Annotated in this window: 18 protein-coding genes and 1 tRNA gene; 3 read left to right on the top strand and 16 right to left on the bottom strand. The window is 65.4% G+C overall.

The genetic code is table 11. The features are described 5' to 3' along the window. Positions 1-49 precede the first annotated feature (49 nt). Positions 50-3,448 (bottom strand): pyruvate carboxylase, encoded by a 3,399-nt coding sequence (locus ACHL_RS07805; RefSeq protein WP_015936756.1) that lies wholly within the window; start codon positions 3,446-3,448, stop codon positions 50-52. A 301-nt stretch (positions 3,449-3,749) separates the two neighbouring features. Between ACHL_RS07805 and ACHL_RS07800 the strand changes: the two genes are divergently transcribed. Then, a complete protein-coding gene (locus ACHL_RS07800) occupies positions 3,750-4,568 on the top strand; it encodes a ParA family protein (protein ID WP_015936755.1) in 819 nt (272 codons plus the stop codon). Positions 4,569-4,640: 72 nt separating this feature from the next. On the opposite strand, the gene ACHL_RS07795 is transcribed toward ACHL_RS07800, so the two are convergent. The 5 genes from ACHL_RS07795 to gcvH all read right to left on the bottom strand — a co-directional run bounded on the left by ACHL_RS07795 (position 4,641) and on the right by gcvH (position 7,727). Further along, positions 4,641-5,234 carry a MerR family transcriptional regulator gene (locus ACHL_RS07795; RefSeq protein WP_015936754.1) on the bottom strand — a complete coding sequence of 198 codons (594 nt, stop codon included), beginning with the start codon at positions 5,232-5,234 and terminating at the stop codon, positions 4,641-4,643. A 229-nt stretch (positions 5,235-5,463) separates the two neighbouring features. Next, on the bottom strand, positions 5,464-5,967 hold the full coding sequence (locus ACHL_RS07785; RefSeq protein WP_015936753.1) for a bifunctional nuclease family protein: 504 nt from the start codon (positions 5,965-5,967) through the stop codon (positions 5,464-5,466). After that, positions 5,967-6,683: a transcriptional regulator FtsR gene (ftsR, locus tag ACHL_RS07780; protein ID WP_015936752.1), complete on the bottom strand. Its 717-nt coding sequence runs from the start codon at positions 6,681-6,683 to the stop codon at positions 5,967-5,969. The genes ACHL_RS07785 and ftsR overlap by 1 nt, the downstream gene beginning before the upstream one ends. Positions 6,684-6,706: 23 nt before the next feature. Next, entirely contained in the window at positions 6,707-7,183 is a 477-nt protein-coding gene (locus ACHL_RS07775; protein WP_015936751.1) for an FHA domain-containing protein, read from the bottom strand. A 157-nt stretch (positions 7,184-7,340) separates the two neighbouring features. Then, positions 7,341-7,727: a glycine cleavage system protein GcvH gene (gene gcvH / locus ACHL_RS07770; protein ID WP_015936750.1), complete on the bottom strand. Its 387-nt coding sequence runs from the start codon at positions 7,725-7,727 to the stop codon at positions 7,341-7,343. 163 nt (positions 7,728-7,890) lie between these two features. Between gcvH and ACHL_RS07765 the strand changes: the two genes are divergently transcribed. Together ACHL_RS07765 and ACHL_RS07760 are read left to right on the top strand one after the other, a co-directional pair. After that, the gene (locus ACHL_RS07765; protein WP_015936749.1) at positions 7,891-8,760 is read left to right on the top strand and encodes an Fpg/Nei family DNA glycosylase; all 870 of its coding nucleotides are present in this window, start codon (positions 7,891-7,893) and stop codon (positions 8,758-8,760) included. A 445-nt stretch (positions 8,761-9,205) separates the two neighbouring features. Further along, a complete protein-coding gene (locus ACHL_RS07760) occupies positions 9,206-9,496 on the top strand; it encodes a hypothetical protein (protein WP_015936748.1) in 291 nt (96 codons plus the stop codon). An 82-nt stretch (positions 9,497-9,578) separates the two neighbouring features. On the opposite strand, the gene ACHL_RS07755 is transcribed toward ACHL_RS07760, so the two are convergent. The 10 genes from ACHL_RS07755 to ACHL_RS07710 form a co-directional block, all read right to left on the bottom strand. Continuing rightward, positions 9,579-9,655, bottom strand: a tRNA-Pro gene (locus tag ACHL_RS07755). Between the two features lie 158 nt (positions 9,656-9,813). Further along, complete coding sequence (gene der, locus ACHL_RS07750) at positions 9,814-11,364, bottom strand: ribosome biogenesis GTPase Der (RefSeq protein ID WP_015936747.1); 1,551 nt, start codon at positions 11,362-11,364, stop codon at positions 9,814-9,816. 10 nt (positions 11,365-11,374) lie between these two features. Continuing rightward, entirely contained in the window at positions 11,375-12,055 is a 681-nt protein-coding gene (locus ACHL_RS07745; protein ID WP_043794566.1) for a lysophospholipid acyltransferase family protein, read from the bottom strand. A gap of 31 nt (positions 12,056-12,086) precedes the next feature. Next, positions 12,087-12,800 carry a (d)CMP kinase gene (gene cmk / locus ACHL_RS07740; protein ID WP_015936745.1) on the bottom strand — a complete coding sequence of 238 codons (714 nt, stop codon included), beginning with the start codon at positions 12,798-12,800 and terminating at the stop codon, positions 12,087-12,089. Continuing rightward, a complete protein-coding gene (locus ACHL_RS07735; RefSeq protein ID WP_015936744.1) occupies positions 12,800-13,909 on the bottom strand; it encodes a prephenate dehydrogenase in 1,110 nt (369 codons plus the stop codon). The genes cmk and ACHL_RS07735 overlap by 1 nt, the downstream gene beginning before the upstream one ends. Before the next feature lie 3 nt (positions 13,910-13,912). Further along, complete coding sequence (locus ACHL_RS07730; protein WP_015936743.1) at positions 13,913-15,124, bottom strand: pseudouridine synthase; 1,212 nt, start codon at positions 15,122-15,124, stop codon at positions 13,913-13,915. 113 nt (positions 15,125-15,237) lie between these two features. Then, the gene (gene scpB / locus ACHL_RS07725; RefSeq protein WP_015936742.1) at positions 15,238-15,903 is read right to left on the bottom strand and encodes an SMC-Scp complex subunit ScpB; all 666 of its coding nucleotides are present in this window, start codon (positions 15,901-15,903) and stop codon (positions 15,238-15,240) included. Then, a complete protein-coding gene (locus ACHL_RS07720; RefSeq protein WP_015936741.1) occupies positions 15,900-16,712 on the bottom strand; it encodes a segregation and condensation protein A in 813 nt (270 codons plus the stop codon). Before ACHL_RS07720 ends, scpB begins: the two co-directional genes overlap by 4 nt. Positions 16,713-16,719: 7 nt before the next feature. Further along, on the bottom strand, positions 16,720-17,619 hold the full coding sequence (locus tag ACHL_RS07715; protein WP_015936740.1) for a ParA family protein: 900 nt from the start codon (positions 17,617-17,619) through the stop codon (positions 16,720-16,722). A 221-nt stretch (positions 17,620-17,840) separates the two neighbouring features. Next, the gene (locus ACHL_RS07710) at positions 17,841-19,184 is read right to left on the bottom strand and encodes a C4-dicarboxylate transporter DctA (RefSeq protein WP_015936739.1); all 1,344 of its coding nucleotides are present in this window, start codon (positions 19,182-19,184) and stop codon (positions 17,841-17,843) included. Between the last annotated feature and the right edge of the window lie 122 nt (positions 19,185-19,306).

The following is a 19,306-nucleotide window of genomic DNA, read 5'->3' as shown; positions in this document are numbered from 1 at the left end:
CCGGCTGATGCCGGGAGGACCTTTTGATTGCCTTGCCTGATGGCAGGGGCTACTGCTCCACAACCAGGAGCAGGTCTCCGCCCTGCACCTGCTCCACCGCGGAGATGGCGAGCCTGCCCACCTTGCCGCCCACCGGCGTCGTAATGGATGCTTCCATCTTCATCGCCTCGATGGTGGCTACGGTATCGCCGGCGTTCACGGTGTCACCGGCTTTCACGGTGATGGTGACCGCGCCTGCGAACGGAGCCGCAACGTGGCCGGGCTGTGCCGGGTCCGCCTTCTCCGCGGCCTTGACGTTGCTGACCACTGAACGGTCCCGCACCACGACCGGGCGGGACTGGCCGTTCAGCGTGCACATGACGGTACGCATGCCCTTTTCGTCGGGTTCCGAGACGGCTTCCAGGGAAGCGATCAGCCGGACACCGCGTTCGAGTTCAATCTCGTGCTCAGCCCCCCGCTGGAAACCGTAGAGGTAGTCGCGGGTGTCGAGGACGGAGATGTTGCCGTACGTCTCCACGCTCTTCAGGTAGTCCTTGGTGGGACCGTCGAAGAGCAGGCGGTTCAGCGTGTGCTGGCGCGTCTTGGAATCGGACTTCAGCGCGGCGCTGTCCTCGGCGCTGAGCTCGACGTCGCGGACCTTGATGCTGCGTCCCTTGAGTGCCTTGGTGCGGAAGGGCTCCGGCCACCCTCCGGGAGGGTCGCCGAGTTCGCCGGACAGGAATCCGATCACGGAATCGGGGATGTCGTAGTTCTGCGGGTTTTCATTGAAATCCGCAGGATCGGCGTTGAGGCCCACCAGATGCAGGGCGAGGTCGCCCACCACCTTGGAGGACGGGGTGACCTTGACCAGGTGTCCCAGGATCCGGTCGGCCGCCGTGTACATGTCCTCGATGGCTTCAAACCGCTCGCCCAGGCCCAGCGCAATGGCCTGCTGGCGGAGGTTGGAGAGCTGGCCGCCGGGAATCTCGTGCTTGTACACCCGGCCGGTGGGGCCCGGCAGGCCCGACTCGAAGGGTGCGTAGACCCGGCGGACGGCTTCCCAGTACGGCTCAAGGGAGCTGACGGCGTCCAGGCTGAGGCCGGTGTCACGCGGCGTGTGCGCCAGCGCTGCCACCAGGGCCGAGGCCGATACCTGGCTGGTGGTGCCGGCCAGTGAGGCCGATGCCACGTCCACGGCGTCCACGCCGGCGTCCACGGCAGCGAGCAGGGTTGCCAGCTGGCCGCCCGCAGTGTCGTGGGTGTGCAGGTGGACGGGGAGGTCGAAGCGTTCGCGGAGCGCGGCCACCAGCTTGGCAGCTGCAGCAGGCCGCAGCAGGCCGGCCATGTCCTTGATCGCCAGGATGTGGGCGCCAGCGTCGACGATCTTCTGGGCGAGTTCAAGGTAGTAGTCCAGCGTGTAGAGCTTCTCCGCCGGGTCCAGCAGGTCGCCCGTGTAGCACAGCGCCACTTCGGCGACGGCTGTTCCGGTGGCGCGGACTGCCCGGATGGCGGGGGCCATCTGGTTGACGTCGTTCAGGGCGTCGAAAATCCGGAAGATGTCGATGCCGGTGGCTGCGGCCTCGTTGACGAAGGCTTCGGTGACTTCCTCGGGGTACGGGGTGTAGCCGACCGTGTTGCGGCCGCGGAGGAGCATCTGGATACAGACGTTGGGCAGGGCCTCGCGAAGCGCTACGAGGCGGTCCCACGGGTCTTCGCCCAGGAAGCGGAGGGCGACGTCATAAGTTGCCCCGCCCCAGGCTTCGACGGACAGCAGTTCCGGCATCAAGGCGCTCACTGCCGGCCCGGCAGCAACGAGGTCGCGGGTGCGGACCCGGGTGGCGAGCAGCGACTGGTGGGCGTCGCGGAAGGTGGTGTCCGTGACAGCGACGGCAGTCTGCCCGCGCAGCGCCTTGGCGAAGCCTTCCGGCCCGAGCTCACGCAGTTTCTGGCGGGAACCCGGTGCTGACTGCTGGCCCTTCACCGACGGGAGCTTCTCCGCCGGGTCCGAGTGGACGGTCAGTTCGCCGTTGGGCTTGTTGACGGTGACGTCGGCCAGCCACGTCAGCAGCTTGGTGCCGCGGTCAGCCGACACCCGCGCCTTGAGCAGTTCGGGGCGCTGGTCAATGAAGTTGGTGGCGACGTCGCCGGCGATGAAGTCGGGGTCGTCCAGCACAGCCTGGAGGAAGGGGATGTTGGTGGACACGCCGCGGATGCGGAACTCCGCAAGCGAGCGGCGGGCGCGGGCCACGGCGGCGGGGTAGTCCCGGCCGCGGCAGGTGAGCTTGACCAGCATGGAGTCAAAGTGCGGGCTGATCTCGGCGCCGGAGTACACCGTTCCGCCGTCGAGCCGTACACCGGCACCGCCCGCAGAGCGGTAACCGGTGATCTTTCCGACGTCGGGCCGGAAGCCGTTGGACGGGTCCTCGGTGGTGATGCGGCTCTGCAGGGCAGCACCCTTGAGGTGGACGGTCTCCTGGGAGAGTCCCAAATCAGCAAGGGTTTCGCCGGAAGCGATGCGCATCTGGGCCTGCACCAGGTCCACGTCCGTCACTTCCTCGGTGACCGTGTGCTCCACCTGGATGCGCGGGTTCATTTCAATGAAGACGTGCTGGCCGGCCCGCTCGCCTTCGGTGTCCACCAGGAACTCGACGGTGCCGGCATTGACGTAGTTCAGCGCCTGGGCGAACTTAACGGCGTCGCGGTACAGTGCCTGGCGGATGCTGTCGTCCAGGTTCGGTGCCGGGGCGATCTCGATGACCTTCTGGTGCCGGCGCTGGATGGAGCAGTCCCGCTCGAAGAGGTGCATGACGTTGCCCTCCGCGTCAGCGAGGATCTGCACCTCGATGTGGCGGGGGCGCAGGACCGCCTGCTCCAGGAACATGGTGGGGTCGCCAAAGGCGGCGTCCGCTTCGCGCATGGCCGACTTCAGGGCCTCGGGGAGGGCTTCACGGGTATCCACCCGCCGCATGCCACGGCCGCCACCGCCGGCCACCGCCTTCGCAAAAATGGGGAAGCCGATCTCATCGGCGGCGGCAAGCAGTTCGTCCAGGTCCTTGGACGGCTCACTGGACTTCAGCACCGGCACGCCGGCCGCGCGGGCCGCCTTCAGTGCTGCCACCTTGTTTCCGGCAAGTTCCAGGACTTCGGCCGGCGGGCCCACGAACGTGATGCCGGCTTCCTTGGCCGCGCGGGCCAGGTCCGGGTTCTCCGAGAGGAAGCCGTAGCCGGGGTATATGGCGTCAGCGCCGGCCTCCTTGGCCACCCGCACCACTTCGGCGACGTCAAGGTAAGCCCGGACGGGATGCCCTTCCTCGCCAATCAGGTACGCCTCGTCCGCTTTCTGCCGGTGGATCGAGTTTCGGTCCTCATGGGGAAAGACGGCAACGGTCTTTGCGCCCAGCTCGTAGCCGGCGCGGAAGGCCCTGATCGCGATTTCGCCGCGGTTGGCCACCAGAACTTTGGAAAACATACTTCTCCTGCATCATTGCGGGTGGATCGGTGAGTGGTCACAGTGTCTAGGACCTACAAGGACAAACACAAATCTTTGTGTCAGTCATCACAGATTTCCCCGTCATGTCCTGATCGGTTTGTGCCGGGCCGTCCTGATCAGACCCGCCTGCACCGCCAGTGCCATGCCGAGCGCCCTTAAAGCAGGATTCGACGCGGCATCCACATATGATGAGTAGGGCGGCAGGACCGTCCGGCTTCGGTTCCGCCGGAGCAAACATTACCCCCAACACGGCATCCGGCGTTAGGTTTTGGTCTCTCAAGTGCAAGTAGTCAGCATCAGCAGCCTTAAGGGTGGAGTCGGCAAGACTTCCGTCACCACAGGATTGGCGTCTGCGGCGCTGGCCGCGGGAATCAAGACCCTCGTGGTGGACCTCGATCCCCATGCGGACGCAACCACGGCCCTGGGCGTGCAGCCCGGCGAGCAGCTTGATATCGGCCGGATGCTCAAAAGCCCCCGCCGCGCCAAACTTGCCGAGAACGTGGTGCGGAGCAATTGGAGCGCCCGTGCCCACTCGAACGGTTCCGGACCCGCTGTCCTGGACGTCGCCGTCGGCTCCGCGTATACGGGGATCTACGACCGTCCGGACCTTGGCCGGCGCGATCTCCGCCGGCTCACGGCAGTCCTGGTAGGTGCAGGCAACTACCAGCTGGTGCTGATCGACTGCCCGCCGTCGCTCAACGGCCTTACCCGGATGGCGTGGTCCGCCAGCGACAAGGTGGCACTTGTGGCCGAACCCGGGCTCTTCTCGGTGGCCGGCACGGAACGCACCATGCGCGCCATCCAGCTCTTCAAGCAGGAGTTCGCCCCCAATCTGTCTCCGGCCGGCATCGTCGCCAACCGGGTGCGGACTGGCTCCTCCGAGCACACCTACCGGCTGGCAGAGATGGAGTCCATGTTCGGCGAGCTGCTGCTGAGCCCGCGGATCCCGGAGCAGGCCAACTGGCAGCAGATCCAGGGCGCAGCGCACCCGGTGCACCACTGGCCGGGCGATTCCGCCAAATCCGCTGCCGCCTTGTTCGATGAGCTGCTGGCCAACCTGATGGCATCAGGCAGCGGCCTCCGCAGCCGGGCACGCTAGGGACGAACCTTAAAAGAACAGGGGCCGCACTCCTTCCGGGAGGAGTGCGGCCCCTGTTCTTTGGCCTGCAGGTCAGCTGATCTTGCGTGCGGCCCGCCGTTTGCTGAGTTCGTCGTCAGGGAACGTCTGTTCGGCCGCGTGCTCACTGGGCAGCGAAGCGAGGCTGCCCTCCACCTCGCGCCATACGCGGCCCACTGCGATGCCGAAGACTCCCTGGCCGCCCTGGACGAGATCAATGACTTCGTCGGCGGAGGTGCATTCGTAAACGCTTGCGCCGTCGCTCATCAGGGTGATCTGGGCGAGGTCTTCCACGCCCCGTTCACGCAGGTGCTCCACTGCGGTACGGATCTGCTGGAGGGAAACTCCAGTATCGAGGAGCCGCTTGACCACTTTGAGGACAAGGATGTCGCGGAATCCGTACAGGCGCTGCGAGCCGGATCCGGCCGCGCCGCGTACAGCCGGCTCCACCAGTCCGGTCCGGGCCCAGTAGTCGAGCTGCCGGTAAGTGATCCCGGCTGCCTTGCACGCGGTGGGACCGCGGTAGCCGGCGTCCTCGTCCAGGACAGGGAGGTCTTCGGTAAAGAGGAGGCCCTGGGCACCGCTTACGGGTACGGCGGCACCGGCCGTGGGCTGCTTCAGCCCGCCTGCATCACCTTTAGGACTCACCTGGATCCTCCTTGTCGTACGCTCCCGGGAACAACCGCAGCAGCGTGGGCATGAAGACCATGCATGTAATTCTCGCGGGGCGCACTTTCCAGTGTGACTTGCGCGGCTGCCGTAAGCAATGGGAACTTGATACTTCGACGTTAGGCCCGGAGGGTCGCAAGGTCAAAGACGTTGGGGCTTTGAAGGGGCGTGTCGAAACTTTCAGCCTCAACTTTAACCTTAACGTGACCTAGCCGTCGAAATCTTCCGGCTCCACGTCATCCAGGAATTCACGGAACCTGCGCAGCTCGCGTTCCTCATCCACCGTGGGGTTCGGCTCCGTGTCTTCGCCTTCATCGTGCTCGGTGATGCGGACTCCGGCTTCGTCCATCACCGAGTCTGCGCACCAGATGCGGCACTTCGCCCGCAGGGCAATAGCGAGAGCGTCAGAGGCCCGTGAACTGACGGTGGTGCCGTTCTCGAACTGCAGTTGCCCGTAGAAGATGTTGTCCTCCACGGCAACAATGTTCACGCTGACCACCGAGTGGCCCAGCGATTCCACGACGTCAACGAGGAGGTCGTGCGTCATGGGCCGCGGCGGAACCACGCCCTGCTGCGCCAGGGCGATGGCACTGGCCTCCGGCGTGCCGATCCAGATGGGGACGTGACGCTCCCCATGCATTTCGCGGAGCAGCACCAGCGGCTGGTTGGACGGCAGTTCGATCCGAACGCCAACAATCTCGACTTCAATCATCAGATGTCCATGCGTGAGATGTGGTCCTGAACCAAAGCGCGGTGCAGGGTGAGGCAGAGGTCGCTGATTTCGCGGGCTGCCTCAGCTGCACGCGCCTGGGATGCGGAGTCCTTGCGGGACGCCAGGGGTGCCACCGCGCGTTCCACGAGGCCGAACTCCCGTTCCGCCGCCGCCTGGAAGGGACGGAGGTGGCGTGGTTCAAGTCCATGGCCCTCGAGTTGGACGCAGGCGCGCGCAACCTGGAGGGCATGTTCGTCGAACCGGCCGTTGGTATGGCTGATGAGGCCGAAGTCCAGGAGGGACTTCAGGAGCGGGACGCTGGCGCCGGACTCCGTCCGCAGCTGTTCTTCGGTGAGCTTGCGGCCATGGTTCTGGAGTTCGGCAGCGAGTTCGTCAGAGACGATCCGCGGGGAAACCACGACGCCGGGTGGCAGGTTTTCCGGCCGTTCTCCCCTGTCGATGGCATCAAGGTAGTCCTTGATGACTTTCAGGGGGAGGTACTGGTCCCGCTGCAAAGCAAGGACGAACCGGAGCCGTTCGACGTCGCCGTCGGAGTACTGCCGGTAACCGGCCGGAGTGCGCCGGGGGTTGATGAGGCCCTTTTCCTCAAGGAACCTGATCTTCGACGCTGTCATGCCCGGGAAGTCGGCACTGAGCTGGGCGAGTACCTCGCCAATGTTCAGGACCTGGGGTCCCCGGCGTTCGGGTTGTGCCATTGCCACAGGCAGCGGTCCCCGGATCAGCCGCGGCCTGCAGCTGTGGCAGGGCTCAGGTAGAAGGTGAGGCGGAACTTGCCAATCTGGACTTCGCTGCCCGATTTGAGTTCCACAGCGTCCACGCGGTCGTGGTTGACGTACGTGCCGTTGAGGCTGTTCCGGTCCACCACTTCAAAGCTGCGTGCCGTGCGCCGGAACTCGACGTGGCGGCGGGACACTGTGACGTCGTCGAGGAAAATATCAGCGTCCGGGTGGCGTCCTGCCGTCGTAACGTCCGAGTCGAGCAGGAAACGCGCGCCGGCGTTCGGTCCGCTGTGGGCTACGAGCAGCGCAGAGCCAGCCGGCAGCGCCTCGACGGAGTTGCGCTCCTCGAGCGAAAGCTTCGGTGCGATGGTGGGCTCATCCCGGATAGGGGTGAGATGGATCGAGGTGGTCTCCGACGCCTTAGCCGCACCCGTGCCGTATTCCCCATCGGCAGGGTTCTGTGTGTGGCCAGCCATGGATTCCTCCTCTTCCCGCTGCCGCCCGTCAGGGCTGCAGCCAACGTTTGCCCGCCGGACCTTCCCGGCAGGTCCGGTTCCGGCTCCGCATCCGGCTGTTGACGTGCGAAGACGTCCGTGCCTGAGAGGCGGGCCGGACCGGATTTACCGGTTAGCTTTAGCCTACCTGCTGTTCGTACTCGGATGCACTGAGCAACGAGTCAACAGCGTCTGCTTCGGCGAGTTTGACCTCGATCAGCCAGCCGTCGCCGTACGGATCCGTGTTGATGAGCGCGGAATCGGAGTCCAGCGACTCGTTGCGGGCCACAATTTCGCCCGAAACCGGCGCGTAGATGTCGCTGACGCTCTTGGTGGATTCAACTTCGCCCACCACTTCGTTGGCCGTAACCTTTGTACCCACTTCGGGCATCTGCGCGTACACAACATCCCCAAGGGCGTCCTGGGCGAAGTCGGTGATGCCCACGCGGACCACGCCGTCAGCGTTGGGGGCGGTGACCCACTCATGCTCGGCGGTGTAGGACAAGTCTTCGGGAATGTTGCTCATTGGGGGCCTTTCGTAGGGCTGGACACCAAGGTCAGGAGGCGCGGAAACGAGCCGCCGCTGAAAGTATAGGCATATCTGCCGAGGCGTTCACGGGGCCGTCTGCGAAGATGGGACGCATGAGCGCGCTTCGTTGTGCCGGACTGTGCGGAGAGGGCAGGTAACCATGCCGGAGCTTCCCGAAGTGGCCGGCCTGGCCACTTTCCTGGACGGACAGCTGCGTGGCGCCGTCCTGACCAAACTGCAGGTTGTTTCCTTCGCTGTACTCAAGACGGCAGATCCTCCGTTTAACGCGATTGAGGGCCGCACCGTGGCCGGAGTCCGCCGCTTTGGCAAGTTCATCAGCATCGACACCGAGGGCATGTCCCTGGTGTTCCATCTGGCCCGCGCCGGCTGGCTCCGCTTCACGGACTCCCCCGCGGACAGCCAGTTGAAAATGGGCAAAGGGATGATTGCCGTCCGCTGTGCTTTCTCCGGGCCGGACGGGCCGCGCGGGTTCGACCTCACGGAGGCCGGCACCAGGAAGAGCCTTGCGGTGTACGTGGTGCGGGATCCGCAGGACGTGCCAGGGATCGCCGCGCTGGGTCCGGATCCATTCACGGAAGCGTTCGACGCCGGCATGCTGGCCGAGATCCTTGGGGCCAGTTCCCAGCAGATCAAGGGCCTCCTGCGCAGCCAGAGCGTCATCGCCGGCATCGGGAACGCCTACAGCGATGAAATCCTGCATGCGGCCCGCATCTCCCCGTTTGCCACCGCCAAATCCCTGGACCGGGAAACAGTCCAGGTGCTTTACGAGGCCATCCACGGCATTTTGGGCGAAGCAATGGCCGAAGCCCAGGGCAAGCCCCCGAAGGATTTGAAGGACGTCAAACGCAGCCATATGCGCGTCCACGCCCGCACGGGGTTGCCGTGCCCGGTCTGCGGGGACACCGTGCGGGAGGTGTCGTTCGCCGACACAGCGCTCCAGTACTGCCCCACCTGCCAGACCAAGGGCAGGATCCTGGCGGACCGCCGTACATCCAAGTTCCTGAAATAGGAACCCGGCCGCCCCCTTCCCCGGCCCAGGCCTACCCTATTTGCGCTGATCGCCTTCACACGCGGGTACCGCCTTAGTATCCTTGATGCCACGTCTCCCGGGTGAACCCAACGGGACGGACGCGAACTGGTTACATGAGGGTCCAGACACAGGCGCTCACTTCCCCAACAAAGTGCCCGATCCGGGCCATTCCAGTGTGCTCAATCATCACTACAGCGCCCCTCAGCCTCTGAACCGGGGGAACCAAAGGTTCACTTCCTGATGGCCGCTCGCATCCTCAAGCGCGGTGCCCTCTCTTGCACCCACCGGGCTTGGGTGACAACCGCAGACAGGCGAGTCGACAACGACGAGGACCGCGCCCATATGACGGCCCGTGCCTGCCCATTCTGTCTGCTTGCCTGCTCCTGCGGGGTATCGATCAATTCGATCACCTGAGGAAAATGTCATGAAGAGAACAGCACGTTTTTTGAGTTCGACTGTACTGGTGGCAGGACTCACGCTCGGCGGCTCGGCAACTGCCGCTTTCGCCAGCAGCAACGACAAGGTCAGCGACCACAACCCGTCCTATTCCAGGACGTACGACAAGGACGGGCACGACCGCAGCGACCGTGACCGCGACCACCGCGATCACCGGTACCTCTTCATCTGTTTCGACCGCCGCGGCAACTACTGGTTTGAGTGGGGCAACAGGTACGACAACAGGAGGAATTGCTACGTGATCCGCGTGCGGTACTGATCCACCAGTGCATCAATGAGCGCTTGCGGGCGTTAAAGCAAAAGGGCCGCTTTCCGGAGTCATTCCGGAAAGCGGCCCTTCGTGGTCGGGCTGACAGGATTTGAACCTGCGACCCCTTGACCCCCAGTCAAGTGCGCTACCAAGCTGCGCTACAGCCCGCTGGTTCCGCCGTTCTCCGCTGCAGGTTATCCCGGATTCCTCCGAGGATTTCCATCAGCAGTCCGGCCGAACCACCTAGAAGAGCTTACACGATCGAAAGGGGTGCCGATGACACTTTCCGGAAATCGGGCCCGGACGTGTCGGAGGCAACACCCGTGCTAGCGCTTCTTGCCGCGCTTTTCGCGGACGCGCATGCTCACTTCGATGGGCGTGCCCTCAAAGCCAAAGGTTTCCCGCAGCCGGCGGGTGATGAACCGGCGGTAGCCGGGGTCGAGGAACCCGGTGGTGAAGAGCACGAATTTCGGCGGCCGGCTGGAGGCCTGGGTGCCAAAGAGGATGCGCGGCTGCTTGCCGCCCCTGACGGGGTGCGGGTGCGCAGCCACCAGTTCGCCGAGGAAGGCGTTCAGGCGGCCGGTGGGGATGCGCCGGTCCCAGTTTTCCAGGGCAAGGTCCAGTGCGGGGACCAGGCGGTCCTTGTGCCAACCGGTCTTGGCCGAGATATTCACGCGCGGGGCCCATTCAACGTGGGCCAGGTCCTGTTCGATTTCGCGTTCCAGGTAGCGGCGGCGTTCGTCGTCGAGCAGGTCCCATTTGTTGAAGGCCAGCACCAGGGCGCGGCCTGACTCGATGGCCAGCTGGAGGATACGGACGTCCTGCTCGCTGAGGACCTCATCCACGGCGAGGAGCACGACGGCGACCTCCGCCTTCTCAAGGGCCGCCTGCGTCCGCAGCGAGGCGTAGTAGTCAGCGCCCTGCGCCATGTGCTGGCGGCGGCGGATACCGGCTGTGTCCACGAAGCGCCAGGTGCGGTCGCCCAGTTCGATGAACTCGTCCACGGGGTCCCGCGTAGTGCCGGCGGTGTTGTCCACCACTACGCGTTCAGTTCCTGCCAGCTTGTTCAGCAAGGAGGATTTGCCCACGTTGGGGCGGCCGATCAGCGCGATGCGGCGGGGACCGCCGGAACGCTCCACGCCTTCAACGGTGGAGAACTCAGGCAGGACATCCATGACGTGGTCCAGGAGGTCAGCCACGCCGCGGCCGTGCAGAGCGGAGACCGGGTACGGCTCGCCGAAACCAAGGCCCCACAATGCGGCGCTGTCAGCTTCCTGGGCGAAGTCGTCCACCTTGTTGGCCACCATGATGACCGGCTTCTTGCTGCGGCGGAGCATCTTCATGACGCCCTCGTCCGTGGCGGTGGCGCCCACGGCGGAATCGACCACGAAGAGGACGGCGTCGGCGAGTTCCACGGCCATCTCGGCCTGCTCGGCAACGCGGGCGTGGATGCCGCGGGCGTCGTGTTCCCACCCGCCGGTGTCCACCAGGGTGAAGTTGCGGCCGTTCCAGCTTGCCGAGTACATGACGCGGTCGCGGGTGACACCGGGGGTGTCCTCCACCACTGCCTCGCGGCGGCCGAGGATGCGGTTCACCAGCGTGGACTTGCCCACATTTGGCCGCCCGATAATAGCCAGGACAGGATCCAGCTTGACGGGACCGTCCAGGTCCTCGTCGCCGTATTCACCGCTCAGCAGGGCGGCATCTTCCTCGTCCAGCTCGTAGTCCTCCAGGCCTGCCCGGAGGGAGGCAGCACGGAGCTCAGCTTCGTCGTCGCCGATCGCAGCAAGCCGCTCGGCCACCTGGTCGGTGCCCGAAGGCGTGTACTCGTATTCGGCGGAGCCGGAATGCCCGGATGTCTGCGTGGTGTCGCTCATTGCACTGTCCTTAGTGGTCATCTGCCGGCGTCCCGGCTACTGCTGTTAAGTCTTGGGGAGCATCAGCGAACGGCAACGGCTGCCCACTGAGCTGAATGGCGTCGCGGACGTGCCCGGCCAGCGCTGCGCGGATTTCCTGCGCCGCCCTGTCCATTGAAGCACGGCCTGTTTCCCCTGCCCTGCGGGTCAGGGTAAGGGCGGGACCGAAGGCCACATGGAACCGGCGGCCCGGCCGGGGCACGGAGTCGAGGTGCTCCCTGCCAACCCGCGTGCCCAGGATGGCCACGGGCACCACGGGTGCGCCGGAATTAAGGGCAAGCCAGGCAACGCCTCCGCTGATACCCGCGGCGTCCCCGCTCCCCCGCGTACCTTCGGGCAGGATCCCGACGCAACGCCCGGCGTCGAGCACCTCCTTGCACTGTTGCAGCGCGGCGCGGTCGCCGCGCCGGTCCACCGGCAACTGCCCGGAGGCGGTAAGGACCCGGCCAAGGAATCCCTTGAACATTTCCTGCTTTACCAGGATGTGCATGGGCCGCGGCGCGGCCCCGAACATGACCGGCCCGTCCAGGTAACTGATGTGGTTGCCGGCAAAGATTACCGGCCCGCCAGTGGGGACGTTGTCCCTGCCGGTCACGGTGGTGCGGTAGACCAGATGGTCAAGGATCCAGCCGACAGGCCGGCTCCAGGCCATGGTCCAGCCCGCGGGTGCCCCGGCGGCGCCCTCAGTCACGGTTGAGGACCTTGGTGACAATCACCAGTGCGGCATCCACGGTCTGCTCAAAGTCCAGGTCCGAGGAGTCCAGCGTCACCACGCCGGACGCAGCCTGGGTGAAGTTCACCACCGCTGAGTCCTTGGCGTCGCGGTGGGTGACCTGGGCTGCCAGTTCCTCGGCGTTCTGCGTCCCGCCGAGCTGGAGGCCGCGCCGGCGCAGCCGTGCTTCCTCGCTGGCGGTCAGCAGCATGCGCACCTCGGCACCGGGGGCGACGACGGTGGTGATGTCCCGTCCCTCCACCACCATGCGGCGGTGGTGCTTTTCGATCAGGTCGCGTTGGCGGCGGATCAGTTCGGTCCGCGCACCCAGGGTGGTGGCCACCGCACTGACGGCGGAGGAAATGGCGGGCTCGCGGATGGCGTCGGTGACGTCCACGCCGTCCACCCTGACGTATTCCTCGTTGGGGCTGGTGCTGACTTCCAGCACCAGGTCCCGTGAGGCCTGTTCCACGGCTGCGGCGTCCTCCAGGTCAATGCCGGTGGTGACGCAGTGCCAGGTGAGTGCCCGGTACATCGCCCCGGTATCCAGGTAGGCAATCCGCAGCCGCCTGGCCACTTCCTTGCTGACGCTGGATTTGCCGGAACCGGAGGGGCCGTCGATGGCAACAACGAGCGGCCGGCCGATGCGCAGGGCGCGCACGGATTCGAGGAGTTCTTGTGTCATTACTGAAGTACCCGCCATCCGCGGTCGTTGAGGGCTTCGATCAGGTGGTCATGCTTGTTGGGCAGCACGGATATTTCCACCATACCGACGTTCTGTCCGGAGGAATGGTCAAGCCGCAGGTCTTCCAGGTTCACGCCGATCTCGCCGATCTCGGTGAGCAGCTGCGCAATCTGACCGGGCCGGTCGTCCACCAGCACGGTCAGCCAGGAATACGCCTGCGGCGGTCCGCCATGCTTGCCGGGGATCCGGGCCTGGCCGGCATTGCCCTCACTCATCAGCTGGGCGAGGTCAAGCCTCGCTCCCGGCGCTGTGGGGTTTTCCAGCGTTCCGATCAGGCGGTTCAGGTCTTCCCGGACGCCGTAGAGGATATCCACTACCTTGCCGGCGTTGCCGCCCAGAATCTGCACCCACAGCGTGGGATCGCTGGCGGCGATCCTGGTGACATCGCGCAGGCCGTTCCCAGCGAGGGACAACGCATGCAGCGGGGTCCCCTGCAGCCGGCTGGCCAGCAAGGAAGACATCACCTGGGGCAGGTGCGAAACAAGCGCCACGGCTTCGTCGTGCTCGTCAGGGGTGAACTGCGAAACGACGGCGCCAAGGTCGGTCGCCAGCGAACGGGCAGTCTGGAGGGCTGCCGCGGAGGTTTCCTCCGAGGGGCACACCACCCACGGCATGGACGTGAACAGCTCACCCCGGGCCGCAACCGGTCCGGACTTTTCGCGTCCGGCCATTGGGTGGGTACCCACATAGCGGGCCAGGTCCTTGCCGCTGTTCCGGAGGCTCGCCAGGATGCCCGCCTTGACGCTGGCAATGTCCACCACCACGGCGTCCGGGTAATCGGACAGCGCGGTGGTGACAACACCGGCCGTGACGTCCGGCGGCGCCGCCACCACTACAAGCTGGGGTGCCGCACCGGCCAGCTCCGAGAGGGGACGGCCAGCGCCGATGTCAACAGCCACCGCCTGGTTGGTGGGCGAAGGATCGGACAGGAAGACGGGAACGCCACGGCCCCTCAGGCCCAGGCCGATGCTCGTCCCCAGCAATCCGGTTCCGATCACGACGACGGGCCCGTCCAGGTGCCCGCGACCGTGGCTCTTGAACGCGGACATGCCTCAGAGTCCTACGGACGCCAGCAGGTGGCCGACTTCCTGCTTGCCGAGGTTGCGGATGCTTCCCTGGCGCTGGTCGCCCAAACCGATTGGTCCCACCTTGACGCGGACCAGCCGCTGCACCGGGAAGCCAACGGCGTCGAACATGCGGCGGACGATGCGGTTCTTGCCCGAGTGCAGCACCACTTCGATCAGCACGTGCCCGGGAGTGGAGTCCACCAGGCGGAAGGAGTCCACGGCTGCCGGCCCGTCTTCAAGTTCCACGCCGGCCTTCAGCTGCGCACCGATTCCCTGCGGGAACGGCCCGCGCACCTGGACCAGGTAGGTCTTGGGGACTTCGTAGGAAGGGTGGGTAAGGCGGTTGGCCAGCTCGCCGTCGTTCGTCAGGAGCAGCAGACCCTCCGTGGCGACGTCGAGGCGGCCCACATGGAACAGCCGTTCGCCGGTGTTCTTATTGTTCTTGAGGAAGTCGCTGATGCAGGGCCGGCCATCGGGATCTTCCATGGTGGAGACGACGCCCTTGGGCTTGTTGAACACCATGTAGACGAGGTTCTCGTCCAGCTGGATGCGCAGCCCGTCCACGTGGATGACGGCCGTGGCGGGATCGATGCGGACACCCAGCTCGGTCACTACCTGGCCGTCCACCTCAACCCGGCCTTCGGCGATCATCTCTTCGCAGACGCGCCGGGACGCGACTCCTGCGGAGGCCATGACTTTCTGCAGGCGTACGCCGTCGGCGTCGTGCAGCTCCGACTGGGGCACGTCGGTGCGGGGGCGCTTCTTGCGGCCCGGCTTCCGGACCGGCCCGAGGTTCTGCCCGAAGCGCTCACTGCCGAAGGCGCGGGAGGCCGCTGCGCCGGGAGCACCTGTGCGGGGCTTGGGCTTCAAGGCACCCGGAGTCCCGGGGGCCTTCTTGGCGCCCGGCTTGCGGGCGGCAGGCTTCCGCGAAGAAGGCTTGCTGGACCGCTCCGACGCGCCGCCTTGCTGGGAACCAGCCAAATCCGGGTCGATGAACCGTTCTTCGCGCGGTTTGGGGGCGCGCTGCGGCCGGTCGCTGCCGAAGCCCTGGCCGCGCTGGCCGGCGCCGGCGGAACCTCCGCTGAATCCTCCGCCGGCCGTACCCCTGCGGGGGGTGTTGCCCTTTGGCTTGTTCCGGTCCGCGCCGCCGCGTCCGGAGCTGTTACGTGGTGAACCCTGGCGTCCCGCCTGTGTCATGACCCGTCCTCTGCTGTTTTGGCCGGCAAAAGCTGTCCACGGACAACCCTAGCCAGCCGGGCAGAAATAGTCTGCCCTGGTGGATATTCATCTGCAGGCCGGATTTTCCGGACCTACATTCTGTCGGCGTCGTAGAACTCCGCGATGCCTTCCAGCCCCGGGAGGTGCGGGGAAAGCTGCGGCAGCCCCGCCACAGAGCTGATTCCCATCCGTTCAAGGAAGTAGGAGGTGGTCCGGTAAAGGATGGCCCCGGACTCGGGATCCGTTCCCGCGTCCTCGATCAGCCCGCGCTGGGCAAGTGTCCGTACGACAGAGTCAACATTGACCCCGCGAATTGCAGACACCCGAGCCCGGGAAACGGGCTGGCGGTAAGCGATGACCGCCAGCGTTTCCAATGCCGCCTGCGTAAGCCTGGCAGTCTGCCCCTCGAGCACATACTTCCCGACGATGTCGGCGAAGTCCGGGCGGGAGTAGATCCGCCAGCCACCGGCGATGTTCCGCAATTCAAAACCCCGGGGGCTGGAGCCAAAGCCAGCTGCACTGGCCTGCTCCTCATCCGGGGCTTTAACAGTATAGCCGTTGTAATCCGCCTGAAGATCCGCCAGTAACTTCCGGACCTCCCCCAGCGTCAGTTCCAGTCCGGCCGCCAGTTCATCTTCGGTGGCCGGCTGGTCAACCACCATCAGCACGGCTTCAAGCGCGGCCTTGGCGCCGCCGGGCAGGTCGCCGAGCCCTGACCGGGCGTCGTCGTGGCCCCCGGGGCCGTCAGCGGTGTTCACGGTTGCTCCTCATATTCTTCACTCAGGTTCTCCGCCGACCATTCGCGCTCCCCTGCCGCCCAGTGGATGGCCAGGTCCGCGAGCGGTGACAGCTGGTCGAATGCCACAGCCCTGTCCCGGTACAGCTCCAGCAGGGCCAGGAAGCGTGCCACCACCACCAGCGTTGAGTCGGCGTCTGCGGTCAGTGCCCTGAAGGTCAGGGGTGATTCCTGCTGCAGGCGGATCCCCAGGATCTCCGCCTGCTCCTTCACGCTGACAGTGCCGCCGTGCAGGTGACCCAGGCCAACTTCGGTTGGCTTCGGCGCCTTGGGCCGGAGGGCCGCGGCGGCGAGGGCGGCGAACTGCTCCGGGGTGTGCCTCCACACGAGTTCCGGAAGCATCGCGGGGAAGTGCTCCTCGAGGGCCACCTGGCGGGGAAAACGGCGGCCCTCCTCGTGGAGGGCACCGCCCAGGATCCCTGCCACCTGCTTGAACGCCTTGTACTGCAGCAGGCGGGCAAACAGGAGGTCCCTGGCCTCCAGAAGGGCGATGTCTTCGTCGCTCTCCACCTCACCGGCAGGCAGCAGCCGGGCGGCCTTCAGGTCCAGCAGTGTGGCTGCGATGACCAGGAACTCACTGGCCTCGTCCAGCGCCCAGTCCTCACCAAGTTCCTGCAGCTTGCGGATGTACTTGATGAACTCATCGGTGACTGTCGCAATGGCAACTTCGGTGATGTCGAGCTGGTGCTTGGCGATCAGTCCGAGAAGGAGGTCGAACGGGCCGGTGAAGTTGGCCAGCCGCACCTCGAAGCCGGGCTTGGATTCGGCCACGGCGTGGCTAGGGTGCGCCGCCGCGCGAAATGAGCTCCTTGGCGAGGCGGCGGTAGGCGTCCGCTCCCACGTGGGTGCCGGCGTAACTGGTGATCGGCTCAGCCGCCACGGTGGCATCCGCGAACTTGATGGAACGCTTGATGACCGTTTCGAAGACCTTGTCCCCGAAAGCCTCCACCAGGCGGGTGATGACTTCCCGGCTGTGCAGCGTGCGTGCGTCATACATGGTGGCCAGGACGCCATCAACCTGAAGGCGCGGGTTGAGCCGGTCCTGGACCTTGTCGATGGTTTCGACCAGCAGGGCCACGGCGCGCAGGGCGAAGAATTCGCAGATCAGCGGGATGATGACGCCGTGGGCGGCGGTAAGGGCGTTGACAGTCAGCAGGCCCAGGGACGGCTGGCAGTCGATGAGGACGACGTCGTAATCGTCTTCTACCTTCTTCAGCGCACGGTCGAGGACCTGTTCGCGGGCTACCTCGTTGACCAGCTGCACTTCGGCGGCGGAGAGGTCGATGTTGGCAGGCAGCAGGTCGACATTCTCCACGCCGGTGTGGTGGATGGCTTCGCGGATGTCCACCTTGCGGTCCATCAGGACGTTGTAGACCGTGAGGTCCAGCTCGTGGGGGTTAACGCCCAGGCCAGCCGACAGCGCACCCTGGGGATCGAAGTCCACCAGCAGGACGCGCCGCCCGTATTCGGCGAGGGCTGCCGCCAGGTTGATGGTGGACGTGGTCTTCCCGACTCCGCCTTTTTGGTTGACCATGGCGATGACGCGCGCGGGCCCATGGGAGGCAAGCGGCGCGGGTTCGGGAAACTCACGCAATGGGCGACCCGTAGGGCCCATCACCGCGTTGTCGAGGTCGAATTCCGTGCCTTCCAGAGTTGCCGCACCCTGTTCGCTGCTCACGTATCTGTCCACACTTTCGATGACGGTGACTTGCTTGCCGCTGGATCCCCAGCGCCGTTCCTTCCCTCCAAGGCTACAGCCGCCGACACGGCATTCCGGGTAACTTGACTTTCTTCGAATGTTGAGCCTTGACCCTCTAGTTGAGGTCGAAGGTTGAGGCTGTCGATACGCGAAACGGCCCCCGGAGCATGCTCCGAGGGCCGTTTCACTGCAAGGCGGGGTTAGGCGCTGGCGGCAGCCTTTGCGCCTTCTTCCTTCGGCGCAAGCTCGCCATGCCCGGCGATCATGGTCTGCTCATCGAAGGGCTCCTGGCCGGAGAGGACGCGGCTGACCTGTCCGCCGTCGATTTCCTTGACCCAGGTACCAATCAGGACGGTGGCAACAGCGTTGCCGGTGAAGTTGGTCAGGGCACGGGCTTCGGACATGAAGCGGTCGATGCCGACGATCATGCCGACGCCGCCCAGGAGTTCGGGCTTGTGGGCCTGCAGGCCGGCAGCGAGCGTTGCCAGGCCGGCGCCGGTGACGCCGGCTGCACCCTTGGACGCGATGATCATGAAGATCAGCAGGGAGATCTGGGCGCCCAGGTCCAGCGGGGTTCCCATGGCGTTGGCTACGAAGAGGGAGGCCATGGTCAGGTAGATGGCCGTGCCGTCGAGGTTGAAGGAGTAACCGGTGGGAACGGTGACGCCGACGACCGGCTTGGAGACGCCGAGGTGCTCCATCTTGGCGATCAGGCGGGGAAGCGCTGCTTCGGACGAGGACGTGGAGAAGATCAGCAGGTATTCGCGGCCCAGGTACTTCATCAGCTTGAAGATGTTGACGCCGGAGACCACCTGGAGGATGCCGCCGAGGATGACAACGATGAACAGGGCGCAGGTGATGTAGAACGCGATCATCAGGGTGAACATGCTGACGATGGCCTGGAAGCCGGTGGCGCCGACCACTGCCGCGATGGCACCAAAGGCACCGACGGGAGCCAGCCACATGATCATGATCAGGATGCGGAAGACGAGTGCCTGTCCGTGGCCGATGGCCTTGAGGATGGGAGCTCCCGAGGGGCCCATCTTCTGCAGTGCGAAGCCAACCAGGATCGCTGCGAGCAGGGTGGGCAGCACGGGGATGTCGCCCGGAATTATGCCGAGCAGGAAGTCCACGGTGCTGTCAGTGGCGGCCTTCTTGTTGGGATCGTACGGCGTGAGCTTGAGGCCCTCGCCGGGGTGGATCAGGTTGCCCACCACTAGGCCGATGGCCAGGGCGAACGTGGACATGACCACGAAGTAGCCCAGCGCCAGGCCGCCGACCTTACCCACCGTTGCGGCTTTCGCGATGGAGCCAATGCCCAGGACGATGGTGCAGAAGATCACCGGGGCGATCATCATCTTGATGAGCTTGATGAACCCGTCGCCGAGGGGCTTGAGGGATTTGCCGACTTCCGGGAACAGCAGGCCCACCAGGGCGCCCAGGATGACCGCGGCAATAACGGCGATGTAGAGGTAATGCGACTTGTCGAGGCCTTTGCGCCGCGGCGCCGCGGTGTCCAGGGACTCTCCCCGTTGAGAAGCCATGATGTGTCTCCTTTGGATAATCTGATAGACGCTGCGGCACAGTCACTGGGCTCACACGTCCTGCGGTGTGATATCCATCATTGGCCACACCGTGATCCAGCTCACCGTTGCGTTCATATTGG

The organism is Pseudarthrobacter chlorophenolicus A6, assembly GCF_000022025.1.
GTDB lineage: Bacteria > Actinomycetota > Actinomycetes > Actinomycetales > Micrococcaceae > Arthrobacter > Arthrobacter chlorophenolicus.
Note: the sequence above shows the minus strand (reverse complement) of the source record. Positions and strands in the feature narration are given on the sequence as shown.

Excerpts from the sequence above, each read along its gene's own strand:
- ACHL_RS07805 (WP_015936756.1), bottom strand. The coding sequence starts at position 3,448 with ATGTTTTCCAAAGTTCTGGTGGCCAACCGCGGCGAAATCGCGATCAGG.
- ACHL_RS07785 (WP_015936753.1), bottom strand. The coding sequence starts at position 5,967 with ATGATTGAAGTCGAGATTGTTGGCGTTCGGATCGAACTGCCGTCCAAC.
- ftsR (WP_015936752.1), bottom strand. The coding sequence starts at position 6,683 with ATGGCACAACCCGAACGCCGGGGACCCCAGGTCCTGAACATTGGCGAG.
- ACHL_RS07775 (WP_015936751.1), bottom strand. The coding sequence starts at position 7,183 with ATGGCTGGCCACACACAGAACCCTGCCGATGGGGAATACGGCACGGGT.
- gcvH (WP_015936750.1), bottom strand. The coding sequence starts at position 7,727 with ATGAGCAACATTCCCGAAGACTTGTCCTACACCGCCGAGCATGAGTGG.
- ACHL_RS07765 (WP_015936749.1), top strand. The coding sequence starts at position 7,891 with ATGCCGGAGCTTCCCGAAGTGGCCGGCCTGGCCACTTTCCTGGACGGA.
- ACHL_RS07760 (WP_015936748.1), top strand. The coding sequence starts at position 9,206 with ATGAAGAGAACAGCACGTTTTTTGAGTTCGACTGTACTGGTGGCAGGA.
- der (WP_015936747.1), bottom strand. The coding sequence starts at position 11,364 with ATGAGCGACACCACGCAGACATCCGGGCATTCCGGCTCCGCCGAATAC.
- ACHL_RS07745 (WP_043794566.1), bottom strand. The coding sequence starts at position 12,055 with ATGGCCTGGAGCCGGCCTGTCGGCTGGATCCTTGACCATCTGGTCTAC.
- cmk (WP_015936745.1), bottom strand. The coding sequence starts at position 12,800 with ATGACACAAGAACTCCTCGAATCCGTGCGCGCCCTGCGCATCGGCCGG.
- ACHL_RS07735 (WP_015936744.1), bottom strand. The coding sequence starts at position 13,909 with ATGTCCGCGTTCAAGAGCCACGGTCGCGGGCACCTGGACGGGCCCGTC.
- ACHL_RS07730 (WP_015936743.1), bottom strand. The coding sequence starts at position 15,124 with ATGACACAGGCGGGACGCCAGGGTTCACCACGTAACAGCTCCGGACGC.
- ACHL_RS07710 (WP_015936739.1), bottom strand. The coding sequence starts at position 19,184 with ATGGCTTCTCAACGGGGAGAGTCCCTGGACACCGCGGCGCCGCGGCGC.